The sequence below is a fragment of the Pantoea sp. XAF26B01_ASV70 genome (assembly GCF_054512635.1).
Map to the genome: position 1 here is coordinate 1,047,464 of NZ_CM137251.1, position 17,890 is coordinate 1,065,353.

Here is a 17,890-nt window from a genome sequence, read left to right on the forward strand (position 1 = left end):
TGCAAAGTGAACGGTCAGTAAAAAAGTCTCAATTTGCACTTGCGCTATCTGAGCCGTTCCCTATAATGCGCCTCCACTGACACGGCAAACCGGAAACGGAAAACGGGTCAGAAGGCACAGGAGACTGCGCCGCCGGAGAAAAACTTCTGAAATAGATGTTGACTCTGCAGGAGGAAAGCGTAATATACGCCACCTCGCGACAGGACGCTAACGCACTGTTCGCACTGCTCTTTAACAATTTATCAGACAATCTGTGTGGGCACTCGCAGGATTGATATCAGCGTCTCCGGACGTAAGAAAATATCAAGCCTCACGAGTGAACACATAATGAAATTCATTATGACGTTTTACAGATGAGCACCGCTTAACTTGTTTAAGCAAATCAAACTTAAATTGAAGAGTTTGATCATGGCTCAGATTGAACGCTGGCGGCAGGCCTAACACATGCAAGTCGGACGGTAGCACAGAGGAGCTTGCTCCTTGGGTGACGAGTGGCGGACGGGTGAGTAATGTCTGGGGATCTGCCCGATAGAGGGGGATAACCACTGGAAACGGTGGCTAATACCGCATAACGTCGCAAGACCAAAGAGGGGGACCTTCGGGCCTCTCACTATCGGATGAACCCAGATGGGATTAGCTAGTAGGCGGGGTAATGGCCCACCTAGGCGACGATCCCTAGCTGGTCTGAGAGGATGACCAGCCACACTGGAACTGAGACACGGTCCAGACTCCTACGGGAGGCAGCAGTGGGGAATATTGCACAATGGGCGCAAGCCTGATGCAGCCATGCCGCGTGTATGAAGAAGGCCTTCGGGTTGTAAAGTACTTTCAGCGGGGAGGAAGGCGATGGGGTTAATAACCCTGTCGATTGACGTTACCCGCAGAAGAAGCACCGGCTAACTCCGTGCCAGCAGCCGCGGTAATACGGAGGGTGCAAGCGTTAATCGGAATTACTGGGCGTAAAGCGCACGCAGGCGGTCTGTTAAGTCAGATGTGAAATCCCCGGGCTTAACCTGGGAACTGCATTTGAAACTGGCAGGCTTGAGTCTTGTAGAGGGGGGTAGAATTCCAGGTGTAGCGGTGAAATGCGTAGAGATCTGGAGGAATACCGGTGGCGAAGGCGGCCCCCTGGACAAAGACTGACGCTCAGGTGCGAAAGCGTGGGGAGCAAACAGGATTAGATACCCTGGTAGTCCACGCCGTAAACGATGTCGACTTGGAGGTTGTTCCCTTGAGGAGTGGCTTCCGGAGCTAACGCGTTAAGTCGACCGCCTGGGGAGTACGGCCGCAAGGTTAAAACTCAAATGAATTGACGGGGGCCCGCACAAGCGGTGGAGCATGTGGTTTAATTCGATGCAACGCGAAGAACCTTACCTACTCTTGACATCCACGGAATTTGGCAGAGATGCCTTAGTGCCTTCGGGAACCGTGAGACAGGTGCTGCATGGCTGTCGTCAGCTCGTGTTGTGAAATGTTGGGTTAAGTCCCGCAACGAGCGCAACCCTTATCCTTTGTTGCCAGCGATTCGGTCGGGAACTCAAAGGAGACTGCCGGTGATAAACCGGAGGAAGGTGGGGATGACGTCAAGTCATCATGGCCCTTACGAGTAGGGCTACACACGTGCTACAATGGCGCATACAAAGAGAAGCGACCTCGCGAGAGCAAGCGGACCTCACAAAGTGCGTCGTAGTCCGGATCGGAGTCTGCAACTCGACTCCGTGAAGTCGGAATCGCTAGTAATCGTGGATCAGAATGCCACGGTGAATACGTTCCCGGGCCTTGTACACACCGCCCGTCACACCATGGGAGTGGGTTGCAAAAGAAGTAGGTAGCTTAACCTTCGGGAGGGCGCTTACCACTTTGTGATTCATGACTGGGGTGAAGTCGTAACAAGGTAACCGTAGGGGAACCTGCGGTTGGATCACCTCCTTACCTGAAGATACCTTCCCGCGCAGTGTCCACACAGATTGTCTGATAAAAAAGTAACGAGCAGAAAAAACCTCTACAGGCTTGTAGCTCAGGTGGTTAGAGCGCACCCCTGATAAGGGTGAGGTCGGTGGTTCAAGTCCACTCAGGCCTACCAAATTTCTTCTCATGCTGCGTTATGCGCGCGGTCGTTTACCTGAGTAAACGTCCCTTCCGCATGCCTTGCCTGAAAAGAAATTACATCCTTCTCCTGAAGAATGTAACTCGGTTGAGTGGTAGTAGTGGTCTCTGCAGTAACTGTATGGGGCTATAGCTCAGCTGGGAGAGCGCCTGCCTTGCACGCAGGAGGTCAGCGGTTCGATCCCGCTTAGCTCCACCATACCGTTTATCTGTTTTTTTCTGAAATACCTCAGAGCATACCGGCGACGGTGTGCTGCGACGTATTATGCTCTTTAACAATCCGGAACAAGCTGAAAATTGAAACGACGCAGCGCGCCATTCCTCCGTAATAAGGAATGGCAACGCGATGCGTTCGAGTCTCTCAAATGCTTGCAATTCGCAGCGTTGTAAAACGCCTGTGGGTTGTGAGGTTAAGCGACTAAGCGTACACGGTGGATGCCCAGGCAGTCAGAGGCGATGAAGGACGTGCTAATCTGCGTAAAGCGACGGTAAGGTGATATGAACCGCTACAGCCGTCGATGTCCGAATGGGGAAACCCGGTGCACTCTGTGCATCATTGCAGCATGAATACATAGTGCTGCAAGGCGAACCGGGGGAACTGAAACATCTAAGTACCCCGAGGAAAAGAAATCAACCGAGATTCCCCCAGTAGCGGCGAGCGAACGGGGAGCAGCCCAGAGCCTGAATCAGCTTGTGTGTTAGTGGAAGCGTCTGGAAAGTCGCAGGGTACAGGGTGATACTCCCGTACACAAAAACACACATGCTGTGAGCTCGATGAGTAAGGCGGGACACGTGGTATCCTGTCTGAATATGGGGGGACCATCCTCCAAGGCTAAATACTCCTGACTGACCGATAGTGAACCAGTACCGTGAGGGAAAGGCGAAAAGAACCCCGGCGAGGGGAGTGAAACAGAACCTGAAACCGTGTACGTACAAGCAGTGGGAGCCTTGATTTATCAGGGTGACTGCGTACCTTTTGTATAATGGGTCAGCGACTTATATTCTGTAGCAAGGTTAACCGTATAGGGGAGCCGCAGGGAAACCGAGTCTTAACTGGGCGTTAAGTTGCAGGGTATAGACCCGAAACCCGGTGATCTAGCCATGGGCAGGTTGAAGGTTGGGTAACACTAACTGGAGGACCGAACCGACTAATGTTGAAAAATTAGCGGATGACCTGTGGCTGGGGGTGAAAGGCCAATCAAACCGGGAGATAGCTGGTTCTCCCCGAAAGCTATTTAGGTAGCGCCTCGTGAACTCATCTTCGGGGGTAGAGCACTGTTTCGGCTAGGGGGCCATCCCGGCTTACCAACCCGATGCAAACTGCGAATACCGAAGAATGTTATCACGGGAGACACACGGCGGGTGCTAACGTCCGTCGTGAAGAGGGAAACAACCCAGACCGCCAGCTAAGGTCCCAAAGTCATGGTTAAGTGGGAAACGATGTGGGAAGGCACAGACAGCCAGGATGTTGGCTTAGAAGCAGCCATCATTTAAAGAAAGCGTAATAGCTCACTGGTCGAGTCGGCCTGCGCGGAAGATGTAACGGGGCTAAACCATGCACCGAAGCTGCGGCAGCGACACTATGTGTTGTTGGGTAGGGGAGCGTTCTGTAAGCCGTCGAAGGTGTGCTGTGAGGCATGCTGGAGGTATCAGAAGTGCGAATGCTGACATAAGTAACGATAAAGCGGGTGAAAAGCCCGCTCGCCGGAAGACCAAGGGTTCCTGTTCAACGTTAATCGGAGCAGGGTGAGTCGACCCCTAAGGCGAGGCCGAAAGGCGTAGTCGATGGGAAACAGGTTAATATTCCTGTACTCGGTGTTACTGCGAAGGGGGGACGGAGAAGGCTATATCAGCCGGGCGACGGTTGTCCCGGTTTAAGCGTGTAGGCGGAGTGTCCAGGTAAATCCGGACGCTTGTTAACGCTGAGGCGTGACGACGAGGCACTACGGTGCTGAAGTGATAAATGCCCAGCTTCCAGGAAAAGCCTCTAAGCATCAGGTAACACAGAATCGTACCCCAAACCGACACAGGTGGTCAGGTAGAGAATACCAAGGCGCTTGAGAGAACTCGGGTGAAGGAACTAGGCAAAATGGTGCCGTAACTTCGGGAGAAGGCACGCTGGCGCGTAGGTGGAGGGACTAGCTCCCCGAGCCGAAGCCAGTCGAAGATACCAGCTGGCTGCAACTGTTTATTAAAAACACAGCACTGTGCAAACACGAAAGTGGACGTATACGGTGTGACGCCTGCCCGGTGCCGGAAGGTTAATTGATGGGGTTATCCGCAAGGAGAAGCTCTTGATCGAAGCCCCGGTAAACGGCGGCCGTAACTATAACGGTCCTAAGGTAGCGAAATTCCTTGTCGGGTAAGTTCCGACCTGCACGAATGGCGTAATGATGGCCAGGCTGTCTCCACCCGAGACTCAGTGAAATTGAACTCGCTGTGAAGATGCAGTGTACCCGCGGCAAGACGGAAAGACCCCGTGAACCTTTACTACAGCTTGACACTGAACATTGAGCCTTGATGTGTAGGATAGGTGGGAGGCTTTGAAGCGCGGACGCCAGTCTGCGTGGAGCCAACCTTGAAATACCACCCTTTAATGTTTGATGTTCTAACGTAGGCCCGTAATCCGGGCTGCGGACAGTGTCTGGTGGGTAGTTTGACTGGGGCGGTCTCCTCCTAAAGAGTAACGGAGGAGCACGAAGGTCAGCTAATCACGGTCGGACATCGTGAGGTTAGTGCAATGGCATAAGCTGGCTTGACTGCGAGAGTGACGGCTCGAGCAGGTGCGAAAGCAGGTCATAGTGATCCGGTGGTTCTGAATGGAAGGGCCATCGCTCAACGGATAAAAGGTACTCCGGGGATAACAGGCTGATACCGCCCAAGAGTTCATATCGACGGCGGTGTTTGGCACCTCGATGTCGGCTCATCACATCCTGGGGCTGAAGTAGGTCCCAAGGGTACGGCTGTTCGCCGTTTAAAGTGGTACGCGAGCTGGGTTTAGAACGTCGTGAGACAGTTCGGTCCCTATCTGCCGTGGGCGCTGGAGAATTGAGGGGGGTTGCTCCTAGTACGAGAGGACCGGAGTGAACGCACCACTGGTGTTCGGGTTGTCATGCCAATGGCATTGCCCGGTAGCTAAGTGCGGAAAAGATAAGTGCTGAAAGCATCTAAGCACGAAACTTGCCCCGAGATGAGTTCTCCCTGACTCCTTGAGAGTCCTGAAGGGACGTTGAAGACTACGACGTTGATAGGCCGGGTGTGTAAGCGCAGCGATGCGTTGAGCTAACCGGTACTAATGACCCGTGAGGCTTAACCTTACAACGCCAGAGGCGTTTTTGAGAGACACAATTTTCAGCCTGTACCGGATATATCTGCGCGGCCTTACGGGCGGCGCGGAGACAGAATTTGCCTGGCGGCTTTAGCGCGGTGGTCCCACCTGACCCCATGCCGAACTCAGAAGTGAAACGCCGTAGCGCCGATGGTAGTGTGGGGTCTCCCCATGCGAGAGTAGGGAACTGCCAGGCATTAAATAAGTGAAGAAGCCCCGCACGGAAGTGCGGGGCTTTTTTACGTCTGCACTTTGCCACGTTAAGCTGAAAACGTGACCTGCAGGCATGCGGTATGTCACCCTTAACTACCCATTTTTCACTTCTGAATGACCAGCAACCCGCTGATTTTTCGATAATTAGCGACATGGCTCACAATAATAATCTCGGATTACGCCGCCTTTACCTCCAGTAGACTTAAATGCTTTACTCACTCCTTTAAACGCTGTTGATCAGCAAGGAACAGAGGTAAGGCATGGCACCCACAAATAATAAAACTCAGACGGATGATACAAAGAAACGTATCTGGGCTATCGTCGGCGCGTCATCAGGTAACCTGGTTGAGTGGTTCGACTTCTACGTTTACTCCTTCTTCTCACTCTATTTTGCCCACATTTTCTTTCCGCAGGGCGATACCACGACTCAGTTGTTACAAACAGCGGGCGTTTTTGCGGCAGGATTTTTAATGCGTCCGATTGGCGGCTGGCTATTCGGCTATATCGGCGATAAACATGGCCGAAAAAATTCGATGCTGGTTTCGGTCTGCATGATGTGTTTTGGTTCGCTGGTGATCGCCTGCTTACCCGGTTACGCAACGATCGGCGTGGCTGCGCCCGTCATTCTGCTGCTGGCGCGTATGTTTCAGGGATTATCGGTGGGCGGAGAATATGGGACTAGTGCAACCTACATGAGCGAAGTGGCTCTGGAAGGACGTAAAGGATTCTACGCCTCATTCCAGTATGTCACGCTGATTGGTGGCCAGTTAGCGGCGGTACTCACCGTCGTGGTCCTGCAATTTCTGCTGACGGATGCAGAACTGCGAAGCTGGGGCTGGCGTATTCCGTTCTTCCTCGGCGCACTCCTCGCCGTTGTCGCATTATGGTTACGACGCTCACTGGAAGAGACCTCAGATAAGACGAGCCGCGAACATCGCGATGCGGGTAGCGTAATCGGGTTACTGCGCAATCATACTCGTCCCTTCCTGATGGTGCTGGGTTTCACCGCAGGCGGCTCCCTGAGTTTTTACACCTTCACTACCTACATGCAGAAGTATCTGGTTAATACGTCAGGTATGGATCCTAAAACCGCCAGCGGCCTGATGACCGGTGCGCTGCTGGTCTTTATGCTGATTCAGCCGATTATTGGTGCTCTGTCAGATAAAATCGGTCGTCGCACCTCAATGATGATTTTTGGCGCGGGCGCGGCCATCTGTACGGTCCCCATTCTGACGCTGTTGCAAAACGTGCAGAGCCCTGGTGTGGCTTTCCTGTTGATCATGCTGGCGCTGCTGATTACCAGCTTCTACACCGCCATCAGTGGCATCCTTAAAGCAGAAATGTTTCCGCCACAGGTACGCGCACTGGGTGTAGGGCTATCTTACGCAGTAGCGAATGCGATCTTTGGTGGGTCGGCAGAGTATGTTGCGTTGCTGATGAAGCAGCAGGGGATTGAGACGACTTTCTTCTGGTATGTTTCAGCGATGGGCGCGGTGGCATTTCTGGTGTCGCTGTTGCTGCACAAGCGCGGTAAGGGGATTAAGCTTTAACAGAGAAGGCTACTGACTCAGATTCCACAGGGCAATGCCGCTGGCAGCACCGGCGGCATCCCAGGCGAAATCTTTCCAGCTCCAGCCGCTGCCATTCGGGCGGCTGTCATACCACTCTTTTCCCGCCCCAGGCGTTAATGAAAACAGTCTGGCTTTGCCGGTCAGAATGGTGCTGGCGCTGCTCATATTCACTGCCTGCTGTGGCCAGGACTGCAGAGGCGACAAAATGCTCCGCTTTATCTCGTCCGGTCTACTGATCTTCCGCCATATGGGCGCATCCACTACACAACAGCCCAGCAAGCAGCACACTTCGCATAGCAGATGCCTTATTGACCGCAGTGATTAAAGAATCCGGCTGATCAGGCGATCGATACGTATCCGGCGCAGACGGCGAATCAGCTTGCGCACCTTGGCCGGGTAATCAGCAATACTTTCAAGCTCACGGAAATGCGTCACTACCGTCGTGTTCTGCCGGATTAACGTCAGCTCCTTCTCACGCTGAGCCGCTAACTCCTGATGAGGATCGTGGATCAGCACCGCATTTTCCAGATCGAGCCGCCAGGCACGTGGATTGAGGTTATTACCGGTAATCAGCTGCCATTCGTCATCAACCCACATTCCTTTAAGGTGATAACTGTTCTCGCCATCCTTCCACAGTCTCACGACCAGCTGATCGGTCGTAACGTAGTAGTGCAAACGGCTCATAAAGCGACGCAGATTGATTTCATACAGGTAAGGCAGTGCGCCGATGATTTTGAACGGCTGATCGGGCGCAATATAGAAGTCATTGGCTGTTTTATCGCCGACGATGATCTCAACCTGTTTTCCCTGACGCAGAAGATGAATGATATTACGTACCAGCAAGGCGGGCATGTTGAAGTAGGGGGTACAGATGATCAGCTTCTGTTCCGCACAGGGCATCAGGTGGAAAATGGTTTTATTGAGCAGGCTATGCTTACCCAGACCGACCAGCGGCGTGACCGTCAGTTCATCGTTGCCGGCATTCCCTTCAAACTGATAATTGAAACCGCGCAGGTCCTGACGGAACTGGCGTGTCTCATTTTTAATTTCAGGACTTGAGGGGCGCTCAGCAAAATCGAGTCGGTTTACCGCCTCTGCTGACTTCAGATTGAGCGTGATCCAGTCATACATCGTATCGGTCAGCTGGGAATTACGGATAACCTGATAACGGTCATAGCGATACTTATCATGCTGATGCAGGTAGACATCATTGATGCTGGCGCCGCTGTAGAGCAGCATGTCATCAATAATGAACCCTTTAAGGTGGAGCACGCCCAGCGCTTCACGGGTATTGACCGGGATACCATAAACCGGGATGGCGATATCCGGATAACGTGTTGCCATTTCGCAATACCAGTCGGCATTGGTTACGCCTCGCGCTGCGCCAATTCGCCCACGCTGCGCACGGTGCCAGTCAACCAGAATCGAAATATCCAGCTCCGGCCGCGCCTGCTTCGCACTATAAAGCGCATCCATGACGGCACGTCCGGCGTCATCATTTTCCAGATAGAGCGCAACAATACAGATGCGAGTCTGCGCTGCCGCAATCTTCTCCAGCAACGTCTGGCGAAATTCGGCAGGCGAGTAAAGTGTCGACACATCCGCAACGGATTGTGACAGTTTCGGCAGCTGTGCGAGGTGTTGTTGGTGTTTGTTACGTTTAAATTTAGACAACATCACAGTGCACTTCTTCTCTGTTCATTGCATGGCCTTTTGCCATCAAATCAGGGTTATAACCATAAATAATAACATCAACTCCGCCGATTCGAACGTTTTTTACCTTTCTCTACAAGGTTAGTTGATCTCATTCTGTAAAGACAATTTCAGGCTGACAATACCGTCATCCAGTTGAATATCAACATGAAAATTGAGCTTTCGTGCCAGCGTAATCATGCCGCGGTTATGGGGCATGGTGATACCGTTCAATTGTTGCAAGCCGTGATGCCGGGTGTAGCGGATCATCTTTTCCAGCAGACGACGGCCCATCCCTAAGCCTTTCAGGTCGGAACGGACCAGCACCGAAAACTCCGCATCAATGTTATCTGCATCAGAGATAGCGCGGGTGACGCCGATGATCTCGGGGCGTCCCTGATGCTGACGTACCGCCACAATCGCCATCTCGCGGTCATAATCGATCTGGGTCATGTTGGCGAGGTCATCATGAGTAAACTCACTGATTTCACTGAAGTAACGGTAGTAAAGATCTTCTTTGGTGACCTGACTGATGAAATCGCGCAGCAGGGGTTCATCCTCTGGCAAAATGGGCCGGAACAGGCAGAATTGCCCATCCTTTAACTCTACCTGCTCTTCCAGATGCTGAGGATAAGGACGTATTGCCAGCCGTGCTTCGTTATCGCCGTGGAACGGAGCCAGCGTCAGGGTGACATCCAGCAGGGTAAAATCATTGCCCGCCGCCAGCAGCGGATGAATATCCAGTCGCTGGATCTCCGGGCAATCCACCACCAGGTTAGAGACCTGCACCAGCAGCTGGCTTAAACCGGGGATATCCAGCGGATTCAGCGCGCTGCGGCTGCGGATTTTTCCGCTCTTGATCGCCTGAATCACCAGATAGCGTGCCAGCGTCATATTCAGCGGGGGAAGGGCAACGGCAGCCTGTTTATCGGCCTGCCATTCAACGCCGCCTTCCCCCAGCATAATGATCGGGCCAAACAGGGCATCCTGTTCGACCACGACCCGCAGCTCCTGTGCGCCTGCACGACTCGCCATGCTCTGAACCAGCAGCCCTTCGATACGTGCCTGCGGCAACGTCTGTTTTACCCGATCAAAAATGGCCTCAGCGGCATGCTCCACTTCGCTGGCATTACGCAGGTAGAGCATCACGCCCTGCACCTCCGATTTATGCGCGATATCGGGTGAACGCAATTTTAGCGCCACCGGATAGCCAATCTGATCGGCAATGGCCACTGCCGCCTTACTGTCGCTGGCGATCCAGGTCGGCAGCGTGGCCAGGCCGTAAGCCTGCAGTACCGGCTGCACTTCATGGGTATCCAGCGCAGTAACACCGCGCTCCAGCGCCTGTGACAGCAGCTGGTGTGCATGAGCGCTGTCCAGGTTCAGGGTGGCGGGCAGGGCAGGGGTTTCGCGCAGCTGCTTCTGGTTACGGCGGTACTCAACCTGATGCATAAAAGCGGTCACCGTTCCCTCTGGCGTGCGCCAGGTCGGTATCCCCGCCTGCGTAAAGGCTCGGCGCGCGGCTTGTGAAGAGAACTCGCCGCTCCAGTTGGTCAGTAGCGTCACCAGCTTACCGCGCGGGTGACGGGCGATGGTGTCGATCAGATGTCCGGCCGTTTCAGTCGCGGGCGCGACCGCGCTTGGCGCATGAATAATCATCAATGCATCAAGTTCATGGCTGTCGAGCAGGATCTCTGTGCAGGCGGCATAACGTTCTGCTGTGGCGTCATCTTTTAAATCCAGCGGGTTGCCGCGGCCTGCGCCAGCGGGCAACAGCGCCTCGAGCTGCTGAATCGTCTGCTCGCTGAGCTGCGCCAGTTTCCCGTTGCGGGCATAGAGCTCATCCAGCGCCAGCGCGGCGGGGGCAGCACCATTACTGATGATCATCAGCCTGTCGCCACGCAGCGGCCGCATATGACTCAGCGACTCGACGGCGGAGAAGAGCTCATGGGTATCCTGCACCCGCAGTAACCCGGCACGCTGAATGGCTGCATCCCAGGCGGCGTCCAGACCGCTGTGGGTGCCCAGCAGCGCCTGTGCTTCCCGGCTGCGACCACTCTTGATCACCAGAATCGGTTTATTACGGGAGGCGCTGCGTGAGGCAGAAACAAAACGACGCGCATCGCTGAGGTGCTCAAGATAAAGCAGGATAGCGCTGGTTTTACCGTCGCGAGCCAGGAAGTCGAGCAGATCATCGACATCGGTATCCAGACTGTCACCCAGCGCGATAAACCAGGAGAATCCGAGATTACGCTGCTGCGCCCAATCGAGAATGGTGTTGGATACGGCGGCGGACTGGGAGATAAATGCGATACGGCCTTTCTCTATCGGCACTGGCGAGAAGCTGGCATTCAATCCCTGCCAGGGGGCCAGCAGTCCAAGACTGTTCGGGCCCAGCAGACGTATCTGCCACTGGCTGGCGCAGGCTTTGAGTTCGGCCGACTGGCTGGCGGGCGCAGAGAGGATAATGCAGGCTTTGCAGCCTTTCTCCCCGAGCTGTTGCAGCAGTTCGAGGTTACGTTTTGAGTGGGTGCAGATCACTGCCAGGTCTGGCGCGAAAGGTAAGCTGTCGATGGTGGGCCAGGCCAGTACGCCGCTGACCGCTTTATATTTCGGCGTCACCGGCAACACCGGGCCGCTAAAACCGCCCGCCAGCAGGTTACGCATCATAAAGTATCCGGCGCGCCCTGGCGTGACCGAGGCACCAATCACCGCAATTGATTTAGGTCGTAACAGCGCTTCCAGTCCGCGTTGGCTCATCTCGCTCTCCAGAGTTCGGGATTTGCGTGATTGTAAACGCTTTTTGCTGGCAGTGCTTCCGGGCAGATCGCAGGCTGCGCATTCCGATTTTAATCTCTGTCACCGCAGGGACGCTCCCGCCAGGAGGTGACTGGGCGATTAAGCCTGTCCGGCGTGGTGCGGTTTCCCTGCCAGGTAGGCTGCGCGGAACTGATCAAAATGGTGAGATAATGCCTCAGCCGCCAGCTGATCGCCCGCCTGCGCCAGCAGCGCCGCGGCCACTTCAGCAGTGCAGTGCTGACCTGCGCCGTGGGCTTCACGCAGCGTATAGCGCGACGGGGTGCTGACCTCCAGCGACATCACCGGCAGGGCGTCGAGCCAGGGGCTTTTACGGAACATTTTGCGGGCTTCGGTCCAGGTGCCATCCAGCATAATAAACAGCGGCGGCTTGCCACTGGCGGGCGGCGTTGTCAGCACTTCGCGACCGGGGTCGGCATAGGATGCCGGGAAAACCACCAGCGGCTGATAATCGGGATTGCGCACCGCCGCCAGCAGCAGCGGATCCGGCTCGGTGCGTGACCAGCCAAAAGCCTGGGTATCCGGCAGAATATCGGCAATCAGCCGACCGGTGTTGCTCGGCTTCATCGGCTCGGTATCGAACATCACCAGGCAGAAGCGGCTACGGGCGGACTGCGGCACAATCTGACTGCAGAGACAGTTGATCTCTGGCAGCAGGCAGCCCTGACAGCGGATGACCCGATTCCCGCGCGCGAGGAAAGGACGGGTGGATCGGGCCAGGCGTTGGGTGCGCAAGCGCAAAACAGCATTATCAGACATGAGTATTCAGGGCAGGAAAAACGTCAGTGTAATCGAAGCGCAGGCGAAAAGGAAAAGGCCAGCCAGGCTGGCCTCTGAAGATTAAAGTGACTCATCCAGCCATTCATTGAAAGGCGCTTTGGGCATCGCGCCATTCAGCATGTCGACCCGTTCGCCGTTCTTAAACAGCATGATGGTCGGGATACTGCGAATGTTGAAACGGGCGCTCAGGGCCGGTTCCGCTTCGGTGTTCACTTTAATAAAGCGGACTTTACCGCTGCGTTCACTGGCGACATCTTTAAACACCGGCGCAAAATTGACACAGGGACCACACCAGGGCGCCCAGAAATCGATCACCACCGGCAGATCATCCTGCAGATATTTGTCAAAGTTAGCGCTGGTGGCATTCACCACTTCGCCATCAAATAACGCATTTCCACAGCGACCACATTTCGCCACGTCGGCAAGGCGTTCTTCAGGAACGCGATTGGTTGCCTGACAGGAAGCGCATACCGTATTCATAGGAACCTCTGATGTTGAAAAGTGTCAGTCTGATAAATATTGTTCATTATGAAAGGAGACGGATTCCCTCTCAATCTGGATTGCTCTATAGGTTCAATAGTTGATAGCTAAGCGCCAGCACATCAGGTAATCTGCGCGCTCTCAATGCAGGAGGAAGACATGAACGACGAATTTAAAGGCAAGAGCGGTAAGGTTAAGGTGATGTACGTGCGTGGCGAGGACGATAAAAGCGCGCGCGCGCCTAATCCTCGTACAGGCAAAGGTGGTCACGCTGCTGCCCGTTCGGATGATAATCGTCGTTCGTCTGGCCCCCGTACTGAACGCAGTCAGGAAGGTGGTCGCTCCGCTGGCCGTCGCAGCGACGACACCGGTCGCAGCAGTTCACCGCGTCGTGATGAAGGCGGACGTGGCGCTCCACGCCGTTCAGACGATGGCGCAGGCCGCCGCAACGATCGTGGCGATGATAATCGCGGCGCCTATGGCAGCAGCGATTCCCCATGGCGCACCGTGTCACGCGCGCCATCAGCAGATCGTCCGGCAACCGAAAGCGATAAGCCGGATCATGGCGGCATCAGCGGCAAGAGCTTCGTCGATCCCGAACAGATCCGTCGTCAGCGTAACGAAGAGACGCGCGTCTATGGTGAGAACGCCTGTCAGGCGCTGTTCCAGAGCCGTCCTGAAGCGATTGTTCGCGCCTGGTTCGTGCAGGAAGTGACACCGCGTTTCCGCGAAGCGCTGCGCTGGCTGGCGGCTAACCGCAAAGCCTATCACGTCGTGGAAGATGCAGAGATTACCAAAGCGTCAGGCACTGAGCATCATGGTGGCGTCTGCTTCCTGATCAAAAAGCGCATGGGTATGGCGGTTTCTGAATGGCTGAGCCAGGCGAATACCAAAGATTGCGTGCTGGCACTGGAAGATGTCAGCAACCCGCATAACCTCGGCGCGATTATGCGCAGCTGCGCGCACTTTGGCGTAAAAGGTTTGCTGGTGAACGACGCCTCACTGCTGGAGTCCGGCGCAGCGGTACGTACCGCAGAAGGCGGTGCTGAGCATGTGCAGGCTATCAGCGGCGCAACTTTCAGTGAAGGTCTGGAAGCGTTCCGTAAAGCGGGTTACACCATCGTCACCACCTCCAGCCATCAGGGCACGCCGCTGGCGCAGGCTCAGCTGCCGGAGAAAATGGTGCTGGTGTTAGGGCAGGAGCGTGAAGGTCTTTCTGATACCGCGTTCAAACAGGGTGACATGAGCCTGTCGATTGGCGGCACCGGCAACGTAGAAAGCCTTAACGTCTCGGTCGCAACCGGTGTACTGCTCGCCGAATGGTGGCGTCAGAACGCATAAAAAAACGGGCCGAAAGGCCCGTTTTGCTGTGTCACATCAGTGCGCGCCACCGCCACCGCCGCCTGCGCTAAACGGCGGGCGGGCAAACCAGATCAGCACCAGCAGAATCAAAAAGACCCCCGCCGACGCCCAGAAAATTTCATTCGCTGAAATAATCAGTCCCTGATTGGTAATCTGCTGCGCGATCCAGGCCGACGCCTGCTGCTGCGTCATCCCCATGCTCTCCAGCTGGCTATACATCTGCTGCGAATTGACGTTGTACGGGGTGATCGACTCCGTCAGGTAGCTATGATGCATCGACTCGCGGTTACTCCACATAGTGGTGGTAATCGACGTTCCCACCGAGCCTGCAAAGGTACGCATAAAGTTCGACAGGCTGGAGGCAGCGGCCATGCGCTCCGGCGGCAGTCCCGACAGCGTAATGGTGGTCAGCGGCATAAAGAAGCAGGCCACGGCAAAGCCCTGAATAAACTGCGGCCAGGCTGAGGCACCAAAGTCCATTCCCGGTTCAAACGTATACGCGCGCCAGTAGAAGCAGACGGCATACATAATGAAGCTGAACGTGACCAGCCGTCGCATGTCGAGCTTATGGGCAAAGCGTCCGATGATCGGCGACAGGATCACCGGCAAAATGCCCACCGGCGCAGACGCCAGACCGGCCCAGGTTGCGGTGTAGCCGTAGACCTCCTGCAGCAGCTGCGGCAACAGAACAATCGAGCCGAAGTAGAGCATATAAGCCAGACTGATCGACAGGCAGCCAATGGTGAAGTTGCGCGACTTAAACAGCGACAGATCTATGATCGGGTGATCGTCAGTCAGCTCCCACACCAGCAGGACTGACAGCGCAATCACGGCCACCACCCCGAGCACGATGATCTCGGACGAGTTAAACCAGTCGAGCTCCTTTCCGCGATCCAGCATCACCTGCAAACAGCCGATCCCCACCACCAGCAGCACCAGCCCGACCATATCGATACGCCGGATTTCGGTTTTGGTTTCCCGGCCGCGCAGGGTTTGCAGCGTCAGTATCACCACCGCCACACCAATGGGCACGTTGATAAAGAAGATCCAGCCCCAGTGATAGTTATCGCTGATCCAGCCGCCCAGTATCGGGCCACAGATCGGTGCGACGATCACCGTCATCGCCCACAGCGACAGCGCAACACTGCGCTTGGCAGGCGGATAGTTGTTGAGCAGCAGACTTTGCGACAGCGGGATCAAGGGACCCGCGACGATCCCCTGAATGACGCGGAAGAAGATCAGCATCTCCAGGCTGTCTGACATGCCGCACGCCCAGGAGGCGATAGCAAACAGAATGGTCGACCAGGTAAAGAGCTTCACTTCACCGATGCGTTTTGCCAGCCAGCCGGTCAGCGGGATCGAGATCGCATTGGCCACACCAAACGAGGTGATCACCCAGGTTCCCTGGGAGTTCGACGCCCCCAGATTACCGGCAATCGTGGGGATAGCCACGTTGGCGATGGTCGAGTCCAGAACCTGCATGAACGTCGCCAGCGATAGCGCAATGGTCATCAGGACCAGCGGCATTCCTTCAAGCGGTTTTTGTGCCATTACAGCCTCCGCGTCATCATCCGGCGTTGGCGCGGACGATATCGGTGATCAGCTGATTGACCGGCGCAAGGTCAATCGCCAGTGCGTTGCTGCTGTAAGCGGCTTGCTGACGGGCGCTGGTGGCCAGCGCGCTGCCCTCTTTGCTGGTGGTATCGATTTTAACCAGCGTTGAGAGACCAATACGCAGCGGATGTCTGGCGATATCTTCCTGATTCAGTTCGATACGAACCGGCAGGCGCTGAACCACTTTGATCCAGTTACCGGTGGCATTCTGTGCCGGCAACAGTGAGAAGGCGCTGCCGGTGCCCATATCCAGTCCTGCAACTTTGCCCTGATAAACCACTTCGTCACCGTAGATGTCGGCAACTACGGTGACAGGCTGACCAATACGAACGCCAGCCAGCTGGGTCTCTTTAAAGTTGGCATCGACCCACAGATTCGTTGCAGGCACGACGGCGAGCAGCGGGGTGCTGGTGGAAATTTGCGAACCGACCTGTACGCTGCGACGGGAGACAAAACCATCCATCGGGCTACGGATTTCGGTGCGCTGCAGCGCCAGCCAGGCGTCACGCAGCTCAGCCGCGCTCTGTTGCACGGCAGGCTGATTTTCCAGTGAGGTGTTGAGGATCATCGCCTGATTCGCATTGTATTGCTGAATCGCCACGTCCAGTTGTGCTTTGGCCGTCGCGACAGCATCGCGGGCGTGCTGCAACTCTTCACGGCCAATCAGATTAGCCGCACCTAACGGCTCACGGCGTTTCAGGTCGGCCTGTGCCTGCGCCAGAGCGGTCTGTTGCAATGTAATGCTGGCCTGATACTGTTTGCCATTAATCATCAGCTGATGCGTCTGACGCACGCTGGTGGCGAGTGCCGTCTGCGCTTTTTCAAACGCCTGCTCCGCATCCGTCTTATCCAGTGAAACCAGCACATCGCCTTTTTTGACGAAATCGGTATCTTCAAACCAGACTTTATTCACGCTACCGGAGACCTGTGCCATCACCTGCACCTGGTTACCCGCAACGTAGGCGTCATCCGTTTCCTGAAAATGGCGCAGGACCAGGAACCAGTAAACTCCCCAGGCAATACCAATCAGCACAAAGATCAACGCCAGCACGATGAGCACACTTTTGCGCTTCTTCTTTTTGTTGGCTGACGGTTGCGGGCTTTGTGCTTCTGCCGTTGCACTCATGTCTTTCTCCACGTTTTCCATTTAGTCGGGCGGCAGAAATCCCTTTTCGCCAGCGCCCGAGTCGAAAAAGCCAGCGACTGAGCGCTGGCCAGATAAAAAAGGAAATTAAAATAACGATTCCGACAGGTGATTGTGTCGCACTTATTGCTATTAGCGGGAAAGCGAGGCGATCAGCTGATCTTCATCCATTTTATCAAGACGATTAAGTAGCTTACGGGTGATGCCTTCCAGCTGTGACTTCTCATCGACGGAGAGCGAAGACCAGAGGTATTGCAGGCTCTGATGCTGAGGTGGCAGCAGCTGACGCAGGAACTCCATCCCTTTATCGGTCAGATGCAGGTGCAGGCAGCGACGGTCGTGATCGCTTTCGCGACGCTCAATCCAGCCGCGCTTTTCCAGTTCATCAGCAATGCGCGTGGCATTGGTGCGCGAAGAACCAAGGGCAGAGCTGAGCTCAGAGGGCTGAATACTATGGTTTTCCTGTGCATCCAGCGTAATCAACGCCATGAACAGGGTTTCATTAATACCCTGTGCTTTCAGCATCTTATTACGGTTGTCCAGCAGTTTACCCTGCATATGCATACAGAGACGCGTCAGAATAATTTCCTGCAACGGAAAATCCTTATGGCGATTGGCACGGATGTTTAGCATCTGCTCAATGGGAGTAAACGAACTTTCCATTAAAAAAAACCTCACTAATTGCAACTTGTATAATAACTATGGTGACAGGATAAGCGTAGTCACTTTTTGGCAGGTGATCGCTGACAGAATCACTATTCACCATCAAAGGTATTCCAGGCC

The 17,890-nt window shown here is 54.9% G+C and carries 9 protein-coding genes, 2 tRNA genes, 3 rRNA genes and 1 pseudogene; 7 read left to right on the top strand and 8 right to left on the bottom strand.

What is annotated here, in order from left to right; all coding sequences use genetic code 11:
- Positions 1-390: 390 nt before the first annotated feature.
- The 6 genes from ACX8ZY_RS05095 (at position 391) to ACX8ZY_RS05120 (ending at position 7,197) form a co-directional block, all read left to right on the top strand.
- Positions 391-1,932: ribosomal RNA gene (locus ACX8ZY_RS05095) — 16S ribosomal RNA — on the top strand.
- Between the two features lie 74 nt (positions 1,933-2,006).
- Positions 2,007-2,083 (top strand) — tRNA-Ile (locus tag ACX8ZY_RS05100).
- Positions 2,084-2,229: 146 nt separating this feature from the next.
- Positions 2,230-2,305, top strand: a tRNA-Ala gene (locus ACX8ZY_RS05105).
- Positions 2,306-2,514: 209 nt separating this feature from the next.
- Positions 2,515-5,423: ribosomal RNA gene (locus ACX8ZY_RS05110) — 23S ribosomal RNA — on the top strand.
- Positions 5,424-5,514: 91 nt separating this feature from the next.
- Positions 5,515-5,630 (top strand): 5S ribosomal RNA (rrf, locus tag ACX8ZY_RS05115).
- Together the 16S, 23S and 5S rRNA genes with 2 tRNA genes alongside form the textbook arrangement of a ribosomal RNA operon.
- A 277-nt stretch (positions 5,631-5,907) precedes the next feature.
- Entirely contained in the window at positions 5,908-7,197 is a 1,290-nt protein-coding gene (locus tag ACX8ZY_RS05120; protein WP_010257813.1) for an MFS family transporter, read from the top strand.
- 9 nt (positions 7,198-7,206) lie between these two features.
- On the opposite strand, the pseudogene ACX8ZY_RS05125 reads toward ACX8ZY_RS05120, so the two are convergent.
- The 5 genes and pseudogenes from ACX8ZY_RS05125 to trxC form a co-directional block, all read right to left on the bottom strand.
- Positions 7,207-7,513: pseudogene (locus tag ACX8ZY_RS05125) on the bottom strand (YfiM family lipoprotein).
- Between the two features lie 26 nt (positions 7,514-7,539).
- A complete protein-coding gene (pssA, locus tag ACX8ZY_RS05130; protein WP_029519515.1) occupies positions 7,540-8,895 on the bottom strand; it encodes a CDP-diacylglycerol--serine O-phosphatidyltransferase in 1,356 nt (451 codons plus the stop codon).
- Between the two features lie 117 nt (positions 8,896-9,012).
- A complete protein-coding gene (locus ACX8ZY_RS05135) occupies positions 9,013-11,670 on the bottom strand; it encodes a bifunctional acetate--CoA ligase family protein/GNAT family N-acetyltransferase (RefSeq protein WP_124890284.1) in 2,658 nt (885 codons plus the stop codon).
- Positions 11,671-11,808: 138 nt separating this feature from the next.
- Positions 11,809-12,486 carry a tRNA-uridine aminocarboxypropyltransferase gene (locus tag ACX8ZY_RS05140; RefSeq protein ID WP_421665253.1) on the bottom strand — a complete coding sequence of 226 codons (678 nt, stop codon included), beginning with the start codon at positions 12,484-12,486 and terminating at the stop codon, positions 11,809-11,811.
- A gap of 81 nt (positions 12,487-12,567) precedes the next feature.
- Positions 12,568-12,987 carry a thioredoxin TrxC gene (gene trxC, locus ACX8ZY_RS05145; RefSeq protein ID WP_010257800.1) on the bottom strand — a complete coding sequence of 140 codons (420 nt, stop codon included), beginning with the start codon at positions 12,985-12,987 and terminating at the stop codon, positions 12,568-12,570.
- A gap of 159 nt (positions 12,988-13,146) precedes the next feature.
- On the opposite strand from trxC, the gene ACX8ZY_RS05150 reads away from it, so the two are divergent.
- Positions 13,147-14,328: a tRNA/rRNA methyltransferase gene (locus tag ACX8ZY_RS05150; protein ID WP_010672152.1), complete on the top strand. Its 1,182-nt coding sequence runs from the start codon at positions 13,147-13,149 to the stop codon at positions 14,326-14,328.
- Between the two features lie 36 nt (positions 14,329-14,364).
- On the opposite strand, the gene emrB is transcribed toward ACX8ZY_RS05150, so the two are convergent.
- The 3 genes from emrB to mprA form a co-directional block, all read right to left on the bottom strand.
- Complete coding sequence (gene emrB / locus ACX8ZY_RS05155; protein ID WP_010257793.1) at positions 14,365-15,900, bottom strand: multidrug efflux MFS transporter permease subunit EmrB; 1,536 nt, start codon at positions 15,898-15,900, stop codon at positions 14,365-14,367.
- A gap of 16 nt (positions 15,901-15,916) precedes the next feature.
- Positions 15,917-17,089 carry a multidrug efflux MFS transporter periplasmic adaptor subunit EmrA gene (gene emrA, locus ACX8ZY_RS05160; RefSeq protein WP_010257791.1) on the bottom strand — a complete coding sequence of 391 codons (1,173 nt, stop codon included), beginning with the start codon at positions 17,087-17,089 and terminating at the stop codon, positions 15,917-15,919.
- A 150-nt stretch (positions 17,090-17,239) separates the two neighbouring features.
- Positions 17,240-17,770, bottom strand: a complete 531-nt coding sequence (gene mprA / locus ACX8ZY_RS05165; protein WP_003850381.1) for a transcriptional repressor MprA — start codon at positions 17,768-17,770, stop codon at positions 17,240-17,242.
- Between the last annotated feature and the right edge of the window lie 120 nt (positions 17,771-17,890).